We start from the raw sequence: 14,688 nt of genomic DNA, 5'->3' as shown, positions 1-14,688 counted from the left end.
CGAAGGCCGCCGCGGACGCGAAGCCCCCGGTTGTTCCCCCGTGACCGGGGGCTTCGTTCTGCCCCGGGCCGGTCCCGGCCCCTCCCGCCCCTCACCCTGCGTCACCGCACCCCTGCGGGGCGCAGCCCCGACCGGTGTCCACCGCACCCTGGGTAAGGTGCGTCACCGCAGGTACGATGCATCCCTGATTTCATCGGCCGGGTGGACAACTCGCGTGCTCGGCGCGGGGGTTGCCGCGCGCCACGGGCAGGCTTGTGGGGGACGTGATGGACTTCGCCATGCCGGGCAGCGCACACGCCCCGGCCGAACTCGCCTGGCTGCGCGGGGTCGACGCCTGCACCATGGGCGCCTATCCGCAGGCCGAGGAGGAGTTCCGCACCGCCGTCGGCCTGGACCCGTCGATGGCCGACGCCTGGCTGGGGCTGCACGCGCTGCGCGTGGACACCACCAACGCGTTATTGCGCATGTACGCGCACCGGGACCGCTTCGGCGAGCAGCGCACCCGCCACCGGCGGACCCTGAACTCCTGGTACTGGCTGGGCTGGTGGGTCCAGCCGGTGCTGGAGAGCCGGCGGGACCTGCTGCTGGCCCACGCCTCGCACTGGCTGGACGGCCGCCACGTCCCCGAGCTGGACCAGGCCCTGGCCGCGCTGCCGCCGGTGGACACCGACCCGCAGGTGCGGTTCCTGCACGCCTGCCGGGCCTATCTGGTCAAGGACTGGGAGCAGCTCGTCCGGCACACCGAGCCGCTGGTCCACGATCCGCTGCTGGGCATCGAGGCGGGCCTCTTCGGCGGGATGGCCCGGGTCCGGCTGGAGATGTACGGGCAGGCGGAGCCGATGCTGTCGGCGGCGCTGATGCGCTGCCGCAGCGAGCAGCCCCAGCGCAAGGAACTGCGGTACTGGCTGGCACGGGCCCGCGAGGGCACCGGGCGCAGCGCGGCGGCGCTGCCGCTGTACCGGGCCGTGCACCGGGTGGACCCGGCGTTCATGGACACGGCGGCGCGGCTGACCGCGATCGAGGACAGCGACGACTTCGACGACATGGCCGGGATGGCGGACACCGCCGGGTACGCCGGGTACGGCGGCCACCTGTCCGAGGGCTTCGCCGGGCACGGGCTCTCCCCGGCCGGCGGGGACTACACGGCGGTCGCTTCGCTGGGCGGGGGCGCGGGCGGCGGGCCCGTCCAGGACGTGGCCCCGGACGGGCAGGTGGACGCCGACCCGCCGACGCCCGGGGAGCCGCCGGACCCGCGCTTCGGGCCGCCGGCCGGGACGGGCCGGCTGGACGGCGTACGGCACAAGTCGCCCCTTCCCCCGCAGGGCGCCCCCGCCGGGCTGCCCGCCGGGCCGGCCGATCCCCGGGCGCTGGCGCAGGCGCTCGCCGAGCTGGAGCGGATGGTGGGGCTGGAGCCGGTGAAGCGGCAGGTCAAGGCGCTCTCGGCGCAGCTGCACATGGCCCGGCTGCGGGCGGCCCAGGGGCTTCCGGTGCAGCCGCCGAAGCGGCACTTCGTCTTCTCGGGACCCTCGGGGACGGGCAAGACCACGGTGGCCCGGATCCTGGGCCGGGTGTTCTACGCGCTGGGCCTGCTGGGCGGGGACCACCTGGTGGAGGCTCAGCGGGCCGACCTGGTCGGCGAGTTCCTCGGGCAGACCGCGGTGAAGGCGAACGAGCTGATCGACTCGGCGATCGGCGGGGTGCTGTTCGTGGACGAGGCGTACAGCCTGTCCAACTCCGGCTACAGCAAGGGCGACGCGTACGGGGACGAGGCCCTCCAGGTACTGCTCAAGCGCGCCGAGGACAACCGGGACCACCTGGTGGTGATCCTGGCGGGCTACCCGGCGGGCATGGACCGGCTGCTGGCCGCCAACCCGGGCCTGTCCTCCCGGTTCACCACCCGGGTGGACTTCCCCAGCTACCGCCCGGCGGAACTGACGGCGATCGGGGAGGTCCTGGCCGACGCCAACGGCGACGGCTGGGACGAGGAGGCACTGGAGGAGCTGCGCAGCATCAGCGGCCACGTGGTGGAGCAGGGCTGGATCGACGAGCTCGGCAACGGGCGCTTCCTGCGCACCCTGTACGAGAAGAGCTGCGCCTACCGGGACCTGCGGCTGTCCGGCTTCCCCGGAGATCCCTCGCGCGAGGACCTGGCGACGCTGCGGCTGGCGGACCTGATGCAGGCGTACGGGGAGGTGCTGTCGGGGCGGGGGCCCCAGGAGCGGCCGGAGCCGCCGGCGCTGTAGGGCGCGGGCGGGGCCGTCAGCCGGGCGTGGGGCCGGCGCGGACGACGGCCTGGTCCCCGCGGGGGCCGAACAGGTGCAGGATCTCCACGGCCTGGTCGCCGGCGGGGCCGAACCAGTGGGGGCGTCCGGTGTCGAACTCGGCCACTTCGCCGGGGCGCAGGATGTGCTCCTCGTCGCCGAGGAGCAGGCGGAGTTCGCCCGCGAGGACGTAGCACCACTCGTAGCTCTCGTGGGTGACGAGCCTGGGCTCGCGCGGGGTCAGGACCTGTTTGAACACCTGGATGCGGCCGGGGTAGCGGGTCAGGGGGACGATGACCGTGCCGTGCTTGCCGAGGGGTTCGAGGTGGACCCGGGGGTCGCCGGTGGGCGGGGCGCCGACCAGCTGGTCCAGGGCGACGCGGTGCGCGCGGGCCAGGGGCAGGAGGAGCTCCAGGGTGGGGCGGCGCTTGCCGGACTCCAGGCGGGAGAGGGTGCTCACCGAGATCCCGGTCTCGGCCGCGAGGGCCTCCAGGGTGAGGCCGCGGGTGCGGCGGAGCGTGCGCAGGCGGGGGGCGATGGCGGTGACGACCTGTTCCGTTTCCGGGTCCACGGGGTCATTGTGCCGGTGTTCCGGGTGCGGGTGGGGGGCCGCTGCGCGGGGCCGTCCCCTACCCGCCCTTCCACCGTTCCTCCCCCGGCTACCGCTGGGGGAGGAACGGGCGAAGGGTGGGGAGGGGACCTCCGCCGTCTCAGGCGGTCAGGGCGCGGTCCTCTCGGCGGGGTGGGATGCGGTGGGAGGGGTCGCGGACCTCGCCCACCAGCATTTCCAGGACGTCCTCCAGGGCCACCAGGCCCAGAACCCGCCCGGAGGGGTCGGCGACCTGGGCCAGGTGGGTGGCGTCGCGGCGCATGACGGTGAGGGCGTCGTCGAGCGGGAGGGTGGAGGACAGCGTGGTCATCCGGCGCCACACCCGCTGCGGGACGGCCCGCTCGCGGTTCTCCAGGTCCAGGACGTCCTTGACGTGGAGGTAGCCCATGAAGGCCCCGGTCTCGGAGCGGACCGGGAAGCGCGAGTAGCCCGTGCGTACGGTCAGCTGCTCGATCTGGCGCGGTGTGACGGCCGGGCCGACGGTGACGAGGCGGCCCGGGGCCAGGAGGACGTCGGTGACCGGGCGGCTGCCCAGCTCCAGGGCGTCCTCCAGGCGCTCCTGCTCCATCGGTTCGAGGAGCCCGGCCTGCCGGGAGTCCTTGACCAGCCGCCCGAGCTGGGCGCTGGTGTAGACGGCCTCGACCTCGTCCTTGGGCTCCACCTTGAACAGCCGCAGGACGAGCGCGGCGCAGGCGCCCAGGGCGGTGGTGACCGGCCCGCAGACGCGGGCGAAGGCCACCAGGCCGGGGCTGAACCACAGGGCGGTCTTCTCGGGGGCGGCCATGGCGAGGTTCTTGGGGACCATCTCGCCGATGACCAGGTGGAGGAAGACCACCGCGGCCAGCGCCAGGGCGTAGCCCAGCGGGTGGACCAGGCCCTCCGGGACGTGGACGGCCTCGAAGACGGGCTCCAGCAGCCGGGCCACGGTGGGCTCGGCGACCGCGCCGAGGGTCAGCGAGCACAGGGTGATGCCGAACTGGGCGGCGGCCATCATGCGCGGCAGGTTCTCCAGGCCGTACAGCACCTGGCGGGCGCGCTTGGAGGCGGCGGCCAGGGGCTCGATCTGGCTGCGGCGTACGGAGACGAGCGCGAACTCGGCGCCGACGAAGAAGCCGTTGGCCAGGACCAGGAGCGCGGCGAACAGCAGTTGGAGGGCGTTCACAGGGAGGCGCCTTCCAGCTCGGACCGCTGCCGGCCGGTGACCCGGGATGCCTGCGGGCCGAGGTCGAACCCGGGGGCGGCCTGCGGCAGCCCCGTGAGGCGGACCAGCCGCACCCGTTCGGCGCGGTTGCGCCGGACCTGGCGGACGGAGAGCCGCCAGCCGGGCAGCTCGGCCCGGTCCCCGGGGGCGGGGATCCGGCCCAGGAGGTCGGCGACGAGGCCGGCGACGGTCTCGTACGGGCCCTCGGGCACCTCCATGCCTATGCGGCGCAGGGTGTGCACGCGGCAGCTGCCGTCGGCCTCCCAGGAGGGCCGGCCGTCCTCGGCGGGGCCGGGGGCCAGTTCGGGCCCGTCGTCCTCGGCGAGGTCGTGCTCGTCGCGGACCTCGCCGACGAGTTCCTCCACGATGTCCTCCAGGGTGACCACGCCGGCGGTGCCGCCGTACTCGTCGACCACCACGGCCATCGGCTGTTCGCTGCGCAGCCGTTCCAGCAGCGGCTGCACCGGCAGGGAGCCGGGCACCAGCAGCGGGGCGACGCAGATCCGGCCGACGCTCGTGCGGGCGCGCTCGGACTCGCGCACGGCAAGGGCGTCCTTGAGGTGGACGACCCCGGTGATCTCGTCGATGCGCTCGCGGTAGACCGGGAAGCGGGACAGGCCGGTGGCGCGGGTCAGGTTCAGGACGTCGGCCGCGGTGGCGGAGTCCTGGAGGGCGCTGACCTTCACCCGGGGGGTCATGACGTGCTGGGCGGTGAGCTCGCCCAGCGAGAGGGTCCGCACGAAGAGGTCGGCGGTGTCCTGTTCGAGGGCGCCGGCCTGGGCCGAATGGCGGACCAGGGAGACCAGTTCGCCGGGGGTGCGGGCCGAGGCCATCTCCTCGGCGGGCTCGACGCCGAGCGCCCGCACGAGGCGGTTCGCGACGGAGTTGAGGCCGGCGATGACGGGCCGGAAGGCCCGGGAGAAGGTCTGCTGCGGCCCGGCGACGAACCTGGCCACCTGGAGCGGCTTGGAGACCGCCCAGTTCTTCGGGACGAGCTCGCCGACGACCATCTGGACGGCGGAGGCGAGCAGCATGCCGAGGAGGACGGCGGCGCCGGGGACGGCCCCGCCGGGCAGCCCGGTCGCGGCGAGCGGCCTGGACAGCAGCGCGGCGAGGGCCGGTTCGGCGAGCATGCCGACGACGAGGGAGGTGATGGTGATGCCGAGCTGGGTGCCGGAGAGCTGGAAGGACAGCTCCCGCAGGGCTGCGACCACCGTGCGGGCACGGCGGTCACCGTCGGCTGCGGCCCGTTCGGCCTCGGGTCTCTCGACCGTGACGAGGCCGAACTCGGCCGCCACGAAGAAACCGTTGGCGAGGATCAGGGCGAACGCCGCCACGAGAAGCAGTAGCGGGGTGGTCATGCCGCCGCCTCCGGGGGGAGGGCGGCGCGGGTACTACCGGACGATCCGTCCATTGCTGGAGGGAGTCACTCCTCTGGTCGCAGGGGTGCCCACGGGCCACGGGGTCCCGGGGCCGGTGGGTGGGCGCTGTGGTGCGCCGCCCCACCAGGGTAGTCATTGAGATCGCCGCCGCAATGGGACGCAGCGGCGAGGTTGCGGCGGGCTCAGTGGTCCGCGGCGCCGGTTCCGCGGGTCTCGGCCAGGGCGCGCAGGGCGCGGGCGTCGCCGATGGCTTGGGCCTTGGCGATGCCGGGCTGGATACCCAGGGCGGGCAGGCTGGTGCCGTCGTTGAGGTCGAGGAACACCCACGGGTCGCCGGGGCGGAGGTTGACGCGCAGGATCTGCGCCCACTCCAGGCGGCGGCTGGTGGTGAGGTTGACCACGGTGACCCCGTCCTCGTCCGCGACCACCTTGGGGCGGCTGAGCAGGACGAGGACGGAGGCCATCAGGGCGGCGGTGACGACGAAGCTGATCCGCTCCCCGGGGCTGAGGTTCTCCAGCAGCAGGGCGATGGCCCCGATGGTGACGAAGATGACGAAGCCGGCGCCCAGCAGCACCGCCCGGGTGCGGTGCGGCCGGAAGGTGACCGGGAGTGCGGGCGGTACGGGCCGGGCGGCGGACTCGCTCATGGTGCGGTGATGCCTTCGGGGACGGGCCGGCCGGTCAGAGGCGGCAGGCGTGGATCGAGGTGGTGAGGATCGCGCGCGCGCCGAGCTCGTACAGGTCGTCCATGATCCGCTGGGCCTCCTTGGCGGGGACCATGGCGCGGACGGCGACCCAGCCCTCGTTGTGGAGGGGGGAGATCGTCGGCGACTCCAGGCCCGGGGTGAGGGCGACCGCGCGCTCCAGGTGCTCGGCGCGGCAGTCGTAGTCCATCATCACGTAGCTGCGGGCGACCAGGACGCCCTGGAGGCGGCGCAGGAACTGCGCGACCTTCGGGTCGTCGTCGCCGGCGCCGGTGCGGCGGATGACGGTCGCCTCGGACTTGAGGATCGGCTCGCCGATGACCTCCAGCCCGGCGTTGCGCAGGCTGGTGCCGGTCTCGACCACGTCGGCGATGATCTGGGCGACGCCGAGCTCGATGGCGGTCTCGACGGCGCCGTCCAGGTGAACGACGGAGGCGTCGACGCCGAGGTCGGCGAGGTGCTTGGCGACGATGCCCTCGTAGGAGGTGGCGATCGTCATCCCGCCGAAGTCCTCGGGGCCCGTCGCCGTGCCGGGCTTGGTGGCGTAGCGGAAGGTGGAGCGGCCGAAGTTCAGCGGCAGGATCTCCTCGGCGTTGGCCCCGGAGTCCAGCAGCAGGTCGCGGCCGGTGATGCCGATGTCGAGCTTGCCCGACGCGACGTAGATCGCGATGTCCTTCGGGCGGAGGTAGAAGAACTCGACCTCGTTGTCGGGGTCGACCGTGACGAGTTCCTTGGACTCCTTGCGCTGGCGGTAGCCGGCCTCATGGAGCATCTCCGACGCCGGTCCGGAGAGCGAACCCTTGTTGGGGACGGCGATGCGCAGCATGGGGCTTCCTTCGTGCGTAGATGCGTAAGGGGTGTGTGGGCGGGGGGCCCGCGGTGAAGAGCTCCGGCCTAGAGGTGGGAGTAGACGTCGTCGAGGGAGATCCCGCGCGCCACCATCATCACCTGGACGTGGTAGAGCAGCTGGGAGATCTCCTCGGCGGCCGCGTCCGCGCCCTCGTACTCGGCGGCCATCCAGACCTCGGCGGCCTCCTCGACGATCTTCTTGCCGATGGCATGGACGCCCTTGCCGACGAGCTCGGCGGTGCGGGAGGTGCTGGGGTCGCCGTCGGCGGCCTTGAGCTGGAGCTCGGAGAAGAGCTCTTCAAAGGTCTTGTTCGCCATGATGCCCTTAGGGTACGGGTTCACCCGGCTCCCCCGGTGCCGGGGTTCACTCCGTGGACGGGGGGCCGGGGGTGCCCGCTAGCGCCAGGGCTCGCTGACGGTGCGCAGGGTCATGGCGGTGGAGACGGCGGCGGTGACCGCTTCGTGGCCCTTGTCCTCGTTCGAGCCCTCCAGGCCGGCCCGGTCCAGCGCCTGCTCGTCGTTGTCGCAGGTCAGGACGCCGAAGCCGACGGGGACTCCGGTGTCGATGGACACCTGCACCAGGCCCTGGGTGACGCCCTGGCAGACGTAGTCGAAGTGCGGGGTGCCGCCGCGGATGACCACGCCGAGGGCGACGATGGCGTCGTAGCCGCGCCCGGCGAGCACCTTGGCCACGACGGGGAGCTCGAAGCTGCCCGGGACGCGCAGCAGGGTGGGCTCGTCGATGCCCAGCTCGTGCAGGGCCCGCAGGGCGCCGTCCACCAGGCCGTCCATGACCTTCTCGTGCCACTGGGCCGCGATGACGGCGACTCGCAGGTCGCCGCAGTTCTTCACGCTCAGTACGGGTGCGCCCTTGCCGCTCACAGCTCTGCTCCTCAGGGGGGTCCGGCCTGGTGCCGGGTTGACGGGTGTAACGGGTGTGGTGTCTGTGTCGTGCGTGGTTACTGGTTGCCGCAGGCGGAGGTGGGTACGGCCCCCTCCAGCCAGGGCAGGTCGTGGCCCATCCGGTCCCGCTTGGTGCGCAGGTACCGCAGGTTGTGCTCGCCCGCCTGGACGGGCATGGGCTCGCGGCCGGCGACGGAGATGCCGTGGTCCTCCAGGGCGGCGGCCTTGTCGGGGTTGTTGGTCAGCAGCCGGACGGTGCGCACCCCCAGGTCGGCGAGGATCTGGGCGCCGGCGCCGTAGTCGCGGGCGTCGGCGGGCAGGCCGAGTTCCAGGTTGGCGTCCAGGGTGTCGCGGCCGCGCTCCTGGAGTTCGTAGGCGCGCATCTTGGACAGCAGTCCGATGCCGCGGCCCTCGTGCCCGCGCAGGTAGACGATGACCCCGCGGCCCTCGGCCTGGACCCGGGCCATGGCGGCCTGGAGCTGGGGGCCGCAGTCGCAGCGCTGGGACTGGAAGATGTCCCCGGTCAGGCACTCGGAGTGCATCCGCGCGAGGACGTCGCGGCCGTCGCCGATCTCTCCGTGGACGAGGGCGACGTGCTCGACGCCGTCGACGGTGGAGCGGTAGCCGTACGCGGTGAACTCGCCGGCGGCGGTCGGCAGGCTGACCTCGGCCTCGCGGCGGACGGTGGGCTCGGCGGAGCGGCGGTAGGCGATCAGGTCCTCGATGGAGATGATCGTCAGTCCGTGCTTGCGGGCGAAGGGGATCAGCTCGGGCAGCCGCAGCATGACCCCGTCCTCGCCGGCGATCTCCACGATGGCGCCGGCGGGGCGCAGGCCCGCGAGGCGGGCGAGGTCGACGGCGGCCTCGGTGTGGCCGTTGCGGGCCAGGACGCCGCCGGGCTTGGCGCGCAGCGGGAAGACGTGGCCGGGGCGGACGAAGTCGCCGGGCTCGGAGGTGCCGTTGGCGAGCAGCCGCAGGGTGGTGGCGCGGTCGGCGGCGGAGATGCCGGTGGTGACGCCGTGCGCGGCGCCGGCGTCGACGGAGACGGTGAAGGCGGTCTTCATCGACTCGGTGTTGTCGCGGACCATCTGCGGGAGTTCGAGGCGGTCCAGCTCGGGGCCCTCCATCGGCGCGCAGATCAGGCCCCGGCACTCGCTCATCATGAAGGCGACGATCTCGGGGGTGGCCTTCTCGGCGGCGACGACGAGGTCGCCCTCGTTCTCGCGGTCCTCGTCGTCGACGACGACCACGGGCCGGCCGGCGGCGATGTCGCGGATGGCCTGCTCGACGGGGTCGAGGCGGAAGGACTCCTCGGCGCCGGAGTCGGCCGGGTCGGGCACGGGCTTGAGGAAGGGGGTCATGCCGTTGCTCCTTCGAGGGCCGGGGCGGGGGCGGTGCGCGAGCGCTGGTACCAGTCGTAGGCACCCCAGAGCACGAGCGCTCCGTAGATCACGTAGACGAACGCGGAGAAGGCGTAACCGCTGGTGAAGGCGAGGGGCACGCCGACGGCGTCCACGAGCAGCCAGGCGAACCAGAACTCGACCAGGCCCTTGGCCTGGGCGTACATGGCGACGACGGTGCCGACGAAGATGTAGGCGTCCGGCAGCGGGTTCCAGGACATCCAGGGGTAGAGGGTGAACAGCCCGGTGACGGCGAGGGTGCCGGCCGCGGCGGCGCCCAGCAGCAGGCCGCGCTCGCGCCAGGTGGCGAAGCGGACGGCGAGGGAGGCGTCCTGGGCCTGCCGCTTGCCGCGGGTCCACTGGGCCCAGCCCCACAGGGCGACCACCATGACGACGACCTGCTTGCCGGCGTTGCCGGAGAGGTGGCCGGCGGCGAAGGCGACGAAGAGGATGACGCCGGAGAGGAACTGGGTCGGCCAGGTCCACAGGGAGCGGCGCCAGCCGAGGGCGAGGGCGATCAGGCCCATGGTGTTGCCGATCGCGTCGGACCAGATGATCTTCTGGCCGAAGGCGGTGAACGCCTCGGAGTTCAGCCAGGTCAGGGCGCTCACCGGTGGTTCTCCTTCGCTGCGTCGGCGGTGGGGGCGGCGCTGGGCGTCAGGGGGTCCACGCCGGCGGCGAGCAGGCGCTCGACGTACTTGGCGAGGACGTCCACCTCCAGGTTGACCGGGTCGCCGGGCTGCTTGATGCCCAGGGTGGTCAGCGCCAGGGTGGTGGGGATGAGGCTGATGGTGAAGTAGTCGGCGGCGGCCTCGACGACGGTGAGGCTGACCCCGTCCACCGTGATGGAGCCCTTCTCCACGACGTAGCGGGCGAGGGCGGCCGGGAGCGCGATCTTGACGAGCTCCCAGTGCTCGGAGGGGGTGCGGGAGAGGATCTCGCCGGTGCCGTCCACGTGGCCCTGGACCAGGTGCCCGCCGAGCCGGCCGCCGAGGGCCATGGGGCGCTCCAGGTTGACCCGGGAGCCCTGGGCGAGGGCGCCGAGGCTGGAGCGGTTGAGGGTCTCCTGCATGACGTCGGCGGTGAACTCGCCGTCGGCGGTCTCCACGACGGTCAGGCAGACGCCGTTGACGGCGATCGAGTCGCCGTGCTTGGCGCCCTCGGTCACCACCGGGCCGCGCAGGCGGAAGCGGGAGGCTTCGGCGAGCTGCTCGACGGCGGTGACCTCGCCCAGCTCTTCGACGATTCCGGTGAACACTCAGTGCTCCTTGGGGGCGTTGGCGGGAACGGCGGTGATGCGCAGATCGGTGCCGCTGCGCACGGCCTCGGTGATGTCGAGGCGTACGGCGTGGGCGATGGTGGTGATGCCGGCTCCGGCGAGGGCGGCGGGGCCGGCGCCGAGGAGGGCCGGGGCGATGTAGCCGATGACGCGGTCGACGGCGCCGGCCTCCAGGAAGGCTCCGGCGAGGGTGGGTCCGCCTTCGAGGAGGACGGAGCGCACCCCGCGGGCGTACAGCTCGGTGAGGAGGGGGTGGAGCGGGATCCGGCCCTCGTGCAGCGGCAGCCGCAGCAGGTCGGCGCCGGGCAGGTGGCGGGTGTCGGCGTCCTCGCCGGTGACGATCAGGGTGGGGGCCGCGTCGTCGAGGACGCGGGCGGTGGGGAGCAGGCCGGCGCGGGCGTCGAGGACGACGCGCAGCGGCTGGGTGGCCCCGTCGGTCCCGCGGACCGCCAGGTGGGGGTCGTCGGCGCGCAGGGTGCCCGCGCCCACGAGGACCGCGTCGGCCTCGGCGCGCAGCCGGTGGACGTCGGCGCGGGACTCGGCGGAGGTGATCCAGCGGCTGGTGCCGTCCTCGGCGGCGCTGCGGCCGTCGAGGGTGGCGGCGTACTTCCAGGTGACGTGGGGGCGGCCGAGGCGGACGGAGGTCAGCCAGGCGGCGTTGCCCTGCTCGGCCTCGTCGGCGAGGAGGCCGGCCGTCGTGTCGATCCCGGCGGCGCGCAGGGTGGCGCCGCCCCCGGTGGCCTGCGGGTTCGGGTCGGGGACGGCGTAGACCACGCGGGTGACGCCGGCGTCGATGAGCGCCTGCGCGCAGGGGCCGGTGCGCCCGGTGTGGTTGCAGGGTTCGAGGGTGACGTAGGCGGTGGCGCCGCGGGCGGCGTCCCCGGCCGCGCGCAGGGCGTGGACCTCGGCGTGCGGGCCGCCGGCCCGCTGGTGCCAGCCCTCGCCGACCACGGTGCCGGCGGGGTCGGTGAGGACGCAGCCGACGACGGGGTTGGGGCTGGTGGAGCCGAGTCCGCGGGAGGCCAGCTCGATGGCCCGGCGCATCGCGGTGATGTCCGGGTCGGGTGCTGCCTGCGCGGTGTGGGTCGCCACCGGGTCCTCCTGCCTCATCGGGCACGGACTCCGGGGCCTGTCGGGATACGACAGAAGAAGCGGGAAAGCACACGGGGACGCCGGGGCCGGGAACCCAGTCCTTCCGGGACGTATCCCCTGGGGATACGCCGGTGGACCGCCGACGGCGGCGTACCGTGACTGCCCGCCGCGCACTGCCTCCCATCCGGACTTTAACCGTCGGTCCAGGAATTTCACCTGGTCAACCGGCCGCTGGCTGCGGACGGGTCGCGGACTATACCGCCGGTTCGGAATTACACCGACCCCGGAGTGCGCTGCTACTGGTACTAGGGCCAGTGTGCCACGGTGCCTCGGCGGCCATGCGGGTGAACCGCTGTGGCCTGGCTCACAAGCCCCCGTCCTTGAGTGTTCCTCTTGCGCCGGCGGTGGCGCGGACGCGCCCGGTCCGGACCGGGCCCCAGGTTGGTCCAGACCTATTGACGGGTTGGTCTAGTCCTCTTAACGTTCCCTTCATCTTCCCGGGAGCGGCCTGTCGACGTGCGCACGTCACGGGCCAACCAGCGCCACCCTTCCGCCAGTTGCCGCACGTTGGCCCCACCCTCCCCTCCCCAGGAGGCACCATGCCGTCCCCCACACGTACGAGAGCGATGCTCCTGGCATCCGGCGCAGCGATCGCCGGCCTGCTGGTCGGCGGGCTCTCCGCGGGCGTCTCGCACGCCGCCGACAACGAGAGCTGCCGCCCCGACGGGCTGTACAAGACCCCCGGCGTGGACGTCCCGTACTGCTCCGTCTACGACTCCGAAGGCCGCGAGAAGATGGGCGCGGACCACCAGCGCCGGGTCATCGGCTACTTCACCGGCTGGCGCACCGGCAAGGACGGCGCCCCCGCCTACCTGGCCGGCAACGTCCCGTGGTCCAAGGTCACCCACCTGAACTACGCCTTCGCCCACGTCGGCTCCGACAACAAGATCTCGGTCGGCGCGGACGGCCCGGACAACGCCGCCACCGGGATGACCTGGCCGGGCGTCGCCGGAGCCGAGATGGACCCGGCCCTGCCCTACAAGGGCCACTTCAACCTGCTGGGCAAGTTCAAGAAGCAGTACCCGAACGTCAAGACGCTGATCTCGGTGGGCGGCTGGGCCGAGACCGGGGGCTACTTCGGGGCCGACGGCAACCGGGTGGCCTCGGGCGGCTTCTACTCGATGGCCACCAACGCCGACGGCTCCGTCAACCAGGCGGGCATCGACACCTTCGCCAACTCCTCGGTCGAGTTCATCCGCACCTACGGCTTCAACGGCGTCGACATCGACTACGAGTACCCGACGACCATGAAGGACGCGGGCAACCCGCTGGACTGGCAGCTGTCCAACGCCCGCCGGGCCGGGCTGGTACAGGGCTACGCGGCGCTGATGAAGTCGCTGCGCGAGAAGCTCGACCGCGCGGGCGCCGCCGACGGCAAGCACTACCTGCTGTCCGTCGCCGCCCCCTCCTCCGGCTACCTGCTGCGGGGCATGGAGACGTTCCAGATGCAGAAGTACCTGGACTACGTCAACATCATGTCCTACGACCTGCACGGCGCCTGGAACGAGTACGTCGGCCCCAACGCCTCCCTCTTCGACGACGGCAAGGACGCCGAACTGGCGGCCGCGGGCGTCTACTCCACCTCCCAGTACGGCGGCATCGGCTACCTCAACACCGACTGGGCCTACCACTACTTCCGCGGCTCGATGCCCCCGGGCCGGATCAACATCGGCCTGCCGTACTACACCCGCGGCTTCAAGAACGTGCAGGGCGGCACCGACGGCCTGTGGGGCCGGGCGCCGGCCACCAGCTGCCCGGCGGGAGCCGGCCTGACCAAGTGCGGTGACGGGGCGGTCGGCATCGACAACCTCTGGCACGACCTGGACGCCAACGGCGTCGAGTCCCCGGCCGGCTCGAACCCGATGTGGCACGCGAAGAACCTGGAGAAGGGCGTCGTCGGCGACTACGTCACGAAGTACGGCTTCCCCGCGAACACCACGCTGACCGGCACCTACGCCCGCAAGTACGACTCCACGCTGGTGGCGCCGTGGCTGTGGAACGCGCAGAAGAAGGTCTTCCTGTCGACCGAGGACGAGCAGTCCGTCGCCGCCAAGGCCGACTACGTGGTGAACAAGGGCATCGGCGGCACCATGGTCTGGGAGCTGGCCGGCGACTACTCCTACAACGCGGCCAAGGGCCAGTACGAGATGGGCTCCACCCTCACCTCACTGATGTACGACAAGTTCAAGGCGGCCACCCCCTACGGGGCGAAGAAGGCCGGGGGCGCGCCGCCGGCGCAGGCGGTGGACATCCGGACGGAGTTCACGGACTTCAAGCTGGGCGACTCCAACTACCCGATCACCCCCAAGCTGAGGATCACCAACAACACCAGGACCACGCTGCCCGGCGGCACCGAGTTCCAGTTCGACTACGGCACCTCGGCCCCCGACAACGCCTCCGACCAGTCCGGCTTCGGCACGAAGGTGATCAGCAGCGGGCACACCGGCAGCAACGCGGGCGGCCTGAAGGGTGACTTCCAGCGGGTCTCGCTCAAGCTCCCGGCCTGGCAGACGCTGGCCCCGGGGGCCACGGTCGACCTGGCCTTCAACTACTACCTGCCGGTCTCCACGCCCTCCAACTGGACGGTGAACATCTCCGGCACCACCTACGCCCTCGCCGGGGACCTGGCGCGCGGCACCACCCTGACGGAGCCGGGCACCACCCAGCCCCCGACCACTCCCCCGACGACGCCGCCCACCACGCCGCCGACGACTCCCCCGACCACCCCGCCGACCACTCCCCCGGGCGGGACCTGCACCAGCCCGGCGTACGCGGCGGGCACGGTCTACAACAGCGGGAGCCTCGTCTCCCACAAGGGCCACACCTGGAAGGCCCAGTGGTGGACCCGCGACGAGGAGCCCGGCACCACCGGCGAGTGGGGCGTCTGGAAGGACCTGGGCGCCTGCTGAGCCCGCCGGACCAGCCGCTTTCCGGCCGTACGATATGG

Annotated in this window: 13 protein-coding genes and 1 riboswitch; of the genes, 2 read left to right on the top strand and 11 right to left on the bottom strand. The window is 72.8% G+C overall.

Annotated features, from left to right (window positions below; genetic code table 11):
• Positions 1-278: 278 nt before the first annotated feature.
• On the top strand, positions 279-2,243 hold the full coding sequence (locus ABZ716_RS20790; protein ID WP_358813424.1) for an AAA family ATPase: 1,965 nt from the start codon (positions 279-281) through the stop codon (positions 2,241-2,243).
• 16 nt (positions 2,244-2,259) lie between these two features.
• On the opposite strand, the gene ABZ716_RS20785 is transcribed toward ABZ716_RS20790, so the two are convergent.
• The 11 genes from ABZ716_RS20785 to ribD all read right to left on the bottom strand — a co-directional run bounded on the left by ABZ716_RS20785 (position 2,260) and on the right by ribD (position 11,633).
• The gene (locus ABZ716_RS20785) at positions 2,260-2,832 is read right to left on the bottom strand and encodes an XRE family transcriptional regulator (RefSeq protein ID WP_358960681.1); all 573 of its coding nucleotides are present in this window, start codon (positions 2,830-2,832) and stop codon (positions 2,260-2,262) included.
• Between the two features lie 139 nt (positions 2,833-2,971).
• Entirely contained in the window at positions 2,972-4,033 is a 1,062-nt protein-coding gene (locus ABZ716_RS20780) for a hemolysin family protein (RefSeq protein WP_358813422.1), read from the bottom strand.
• The gene (locus ABZ716_RS20775) at positions 4,030-5,433 is read right to left on the bottom strand and encodes a hemolysin family protein (protein ID WP_358960678.1); all 1,404 of its coding nucleotides are present in this window, start codon (positions 5,431-5,433) and stop codon (positions 4,030-4,032) included. The genes ABZ716_RS20780 and ABZ716_RS20775 overlap by 4 nt, the downstream gene beginning before the upstream one ends.
• Before the next feature lie 203 nt (positions 5,434-5,636).
• Complete coding sequence (locus ABZ716_RS20770; protein WP_358960675.1) at positions 5,637-6,101, bottom strand: PH domain-containing protein; 465 nt, start codon at positions 6,099-6,101, stop codon at positions 5,637-5,639.
• A gap of 34 nt (positions 6,102-6,135) precedes the next feature.
• Positions 6,136-6,984, bottom strand: coding sequence for an ATP phosphoribosyltransferase (gene hisG / locus ABZ716_RS20765; RefSeq protein ID WP_351888589.1), 849 nt, complete (start codon positions 6,982-6,984; stop codon positions 6,136-6,138).
• A 68-nt stretch (positions 6,985-7,052) separates the two neighbouring features.
• A complete protein-coding gene (locus tag ABZ716_RS20760; protein ID WP_351888748.1) occupies positions 7,053-7,325 on the bottom strand; it encodes a phosphoribosyl-ATP diphosphatase in 273 nt (90 codons plus the stop codon).
• A 78-nt stretch (positions 7,326-7,403) separates the two neighbouring features.
• Positions 7,404-7,889 (bottom strand): 6,7-dimethyl-8-ribityllumazine synthase, encoded by a 486-nt coding sequence (gene ribH / locus ABZ716_RS20755; RefSeq protein WP_042817356.1) that lies wholly within the window; start codon positions 7,887-7,889, stop codon positions 7,404-7,406.
• A gap of 77 nt (positions 7,890-7,966) precedes the next feature.
• Positions 7,967-9,271 (bottom strand): bifunctional 3,4-dihydroxy-2-butanone-4-phosphate synthase/GTP cyclohydrolase II, encoded by a 1,305-nt coding sequence (locus tag ABZ716_RS20750; RefSeq protein ID WP_355971827.1) that lies wholly within the window; start codon positions 9,269-9,271, stop codon positions 7,967-7,969.
• Positions 9,268-9,921: a nicotinamide mononucleotide transporter family protein gene (locus ABZ716_RS20745; RefSeq protein ID WP_351888595.1), complete on the bottom strand. Its 654-nt coding sequence runs from the start codon at positions 9,919-9,921 to the stop codon at positions 9,268-9,270. Before ABZ716_RS20745 ends, ABZ716_RS20750 begins: the two co-directional genes overlap by 4 nt.
• Positions 9,918-10,568: a riboflavin synthase gene (locus ABZ716_RS20740; protein ID WP_358813418.1), complete on the bottom strand. Its 651-nt coding sequence runs from the start codon at positions 10,566-10,568 to the stop codon at positions 9,918-9,920. Before ABZ716_RS20740 ends, ABZ716_RS20745 begins: the two co-directional genes overlap by 4 nt.
• A complete protein-coding gene (ribD, locus tag ABZ716_RS20735; RefSeq protein ID WP_358960759.1) occupies positions 10,569-11,633 on the bottom strand; it encodes a bifunctional diaminohydroxyphosphoribosylaminopyrimidine deaminase/5-amino-6-(5-phosphoribosylamino)uracil reductase RibD in 1,065 nt (354 codons plus the stop codon).
• 214 nt (positions 11,634-11,847) lie between these two features.
• Positions 11,848-11,977: riboswitch (FMN riboswitch) on the bottom strand.
• A gap of 303 nt (positions 11,978-12,280) precedes the next feature.
• Here ribD and ABZ716_RS20730 point away from each other — a divergent pair.
• Positions 12,281-14,650 carry a chitinase C-terminal domain-containing protein gene (locus ABZ716_RS20730; protein WP_358960671.1) on the top strand — a complete coding sequence of 790 codons (2,370 nt, stop codon included), beginning with the start codon at positions 12,281-12,283 and terminating at the stop codon, positions 14,648-14,650.
• Positions 14,651-14,688: the final 38 nt, after the last annotated feature.

The sequence above is a fragment of the Streptomyces sp. NPDC006687 genome (assembly GCF_040636215.1).
In the GTDB taxonomy this organism is placed as follows: Bacteria; Actinomycetota; Actinomycetes; order Streptomycetales; family Streptomycetaceae; genus Streptomyces.
This window is presented reverse-complemented; position numbering and strand designations above follow the sequence as displayed.

What these genes read in the sequence shown, in the direction of transcription:
- ribD (WP_358960759.1), bottom strand. Translation starts at nt 11,633, where the DNA reads ATGCGCCGGGCCATCGAGCTGGCCTCCCGCGGACTCGGCTCCACCAGC.
- ABZ716_RS20775 (WP_358960678.1), bottom strand. Translation starts at nt 5,433, where the DNA reads ATGACCACCCCGCTACTGCTTCTCGTGGCGGCGTTCGCCCTGATCCTC.
- ABZ716_RS20760 (WP_351888748.1), bottom strand. Translation starts at nt 7,325, where the DNA reads ATGGCGAACAAGACCTTTGAAGAGCTCTTCTCCGAGCTCCAGCTCAAG.
- ABZ716_RS20770 (WP_358960675.1), bottom strand. Translation starts at nt 6,101, where the DNA reads ATGAGCGAGTCCGCCGCCCGGCCCGTACCGCCCGCACTCCCGGTCACC.
- ABZ716_RS20790 (WP_358813424.1), top strand. Translation starts at nt 279, where the DNA reads ATGCCGGGCAGCGCACACGCCCCGGCCGAACTCGCCTGGCTGCGCGGG.
- ABZ716_RS20750 (WP_355971827.1), bottom strand. Translation starts at nt 9,271, where the DNA reads ATGACCCCCTTCCTCAAGCCCGTGCCCGACCCGGCCGACTCCGGCGCC.
- ABZ716_RS20730 (WP_358960671.1), top strand. Translation starts at nt 12,281, where the DNA reads ATGCCGTCCCCCACACGTACGAGAGCGATGCTCCTGGCATCCGGCGCA.
- hisG (WP_351888589.1), bottom strand. Translation starts at nt 6,984, where the DNA reads ATGCTGCGCATCGCCGTCCCCAACAAGGGTTCGCTCTCCGGACCGGCG.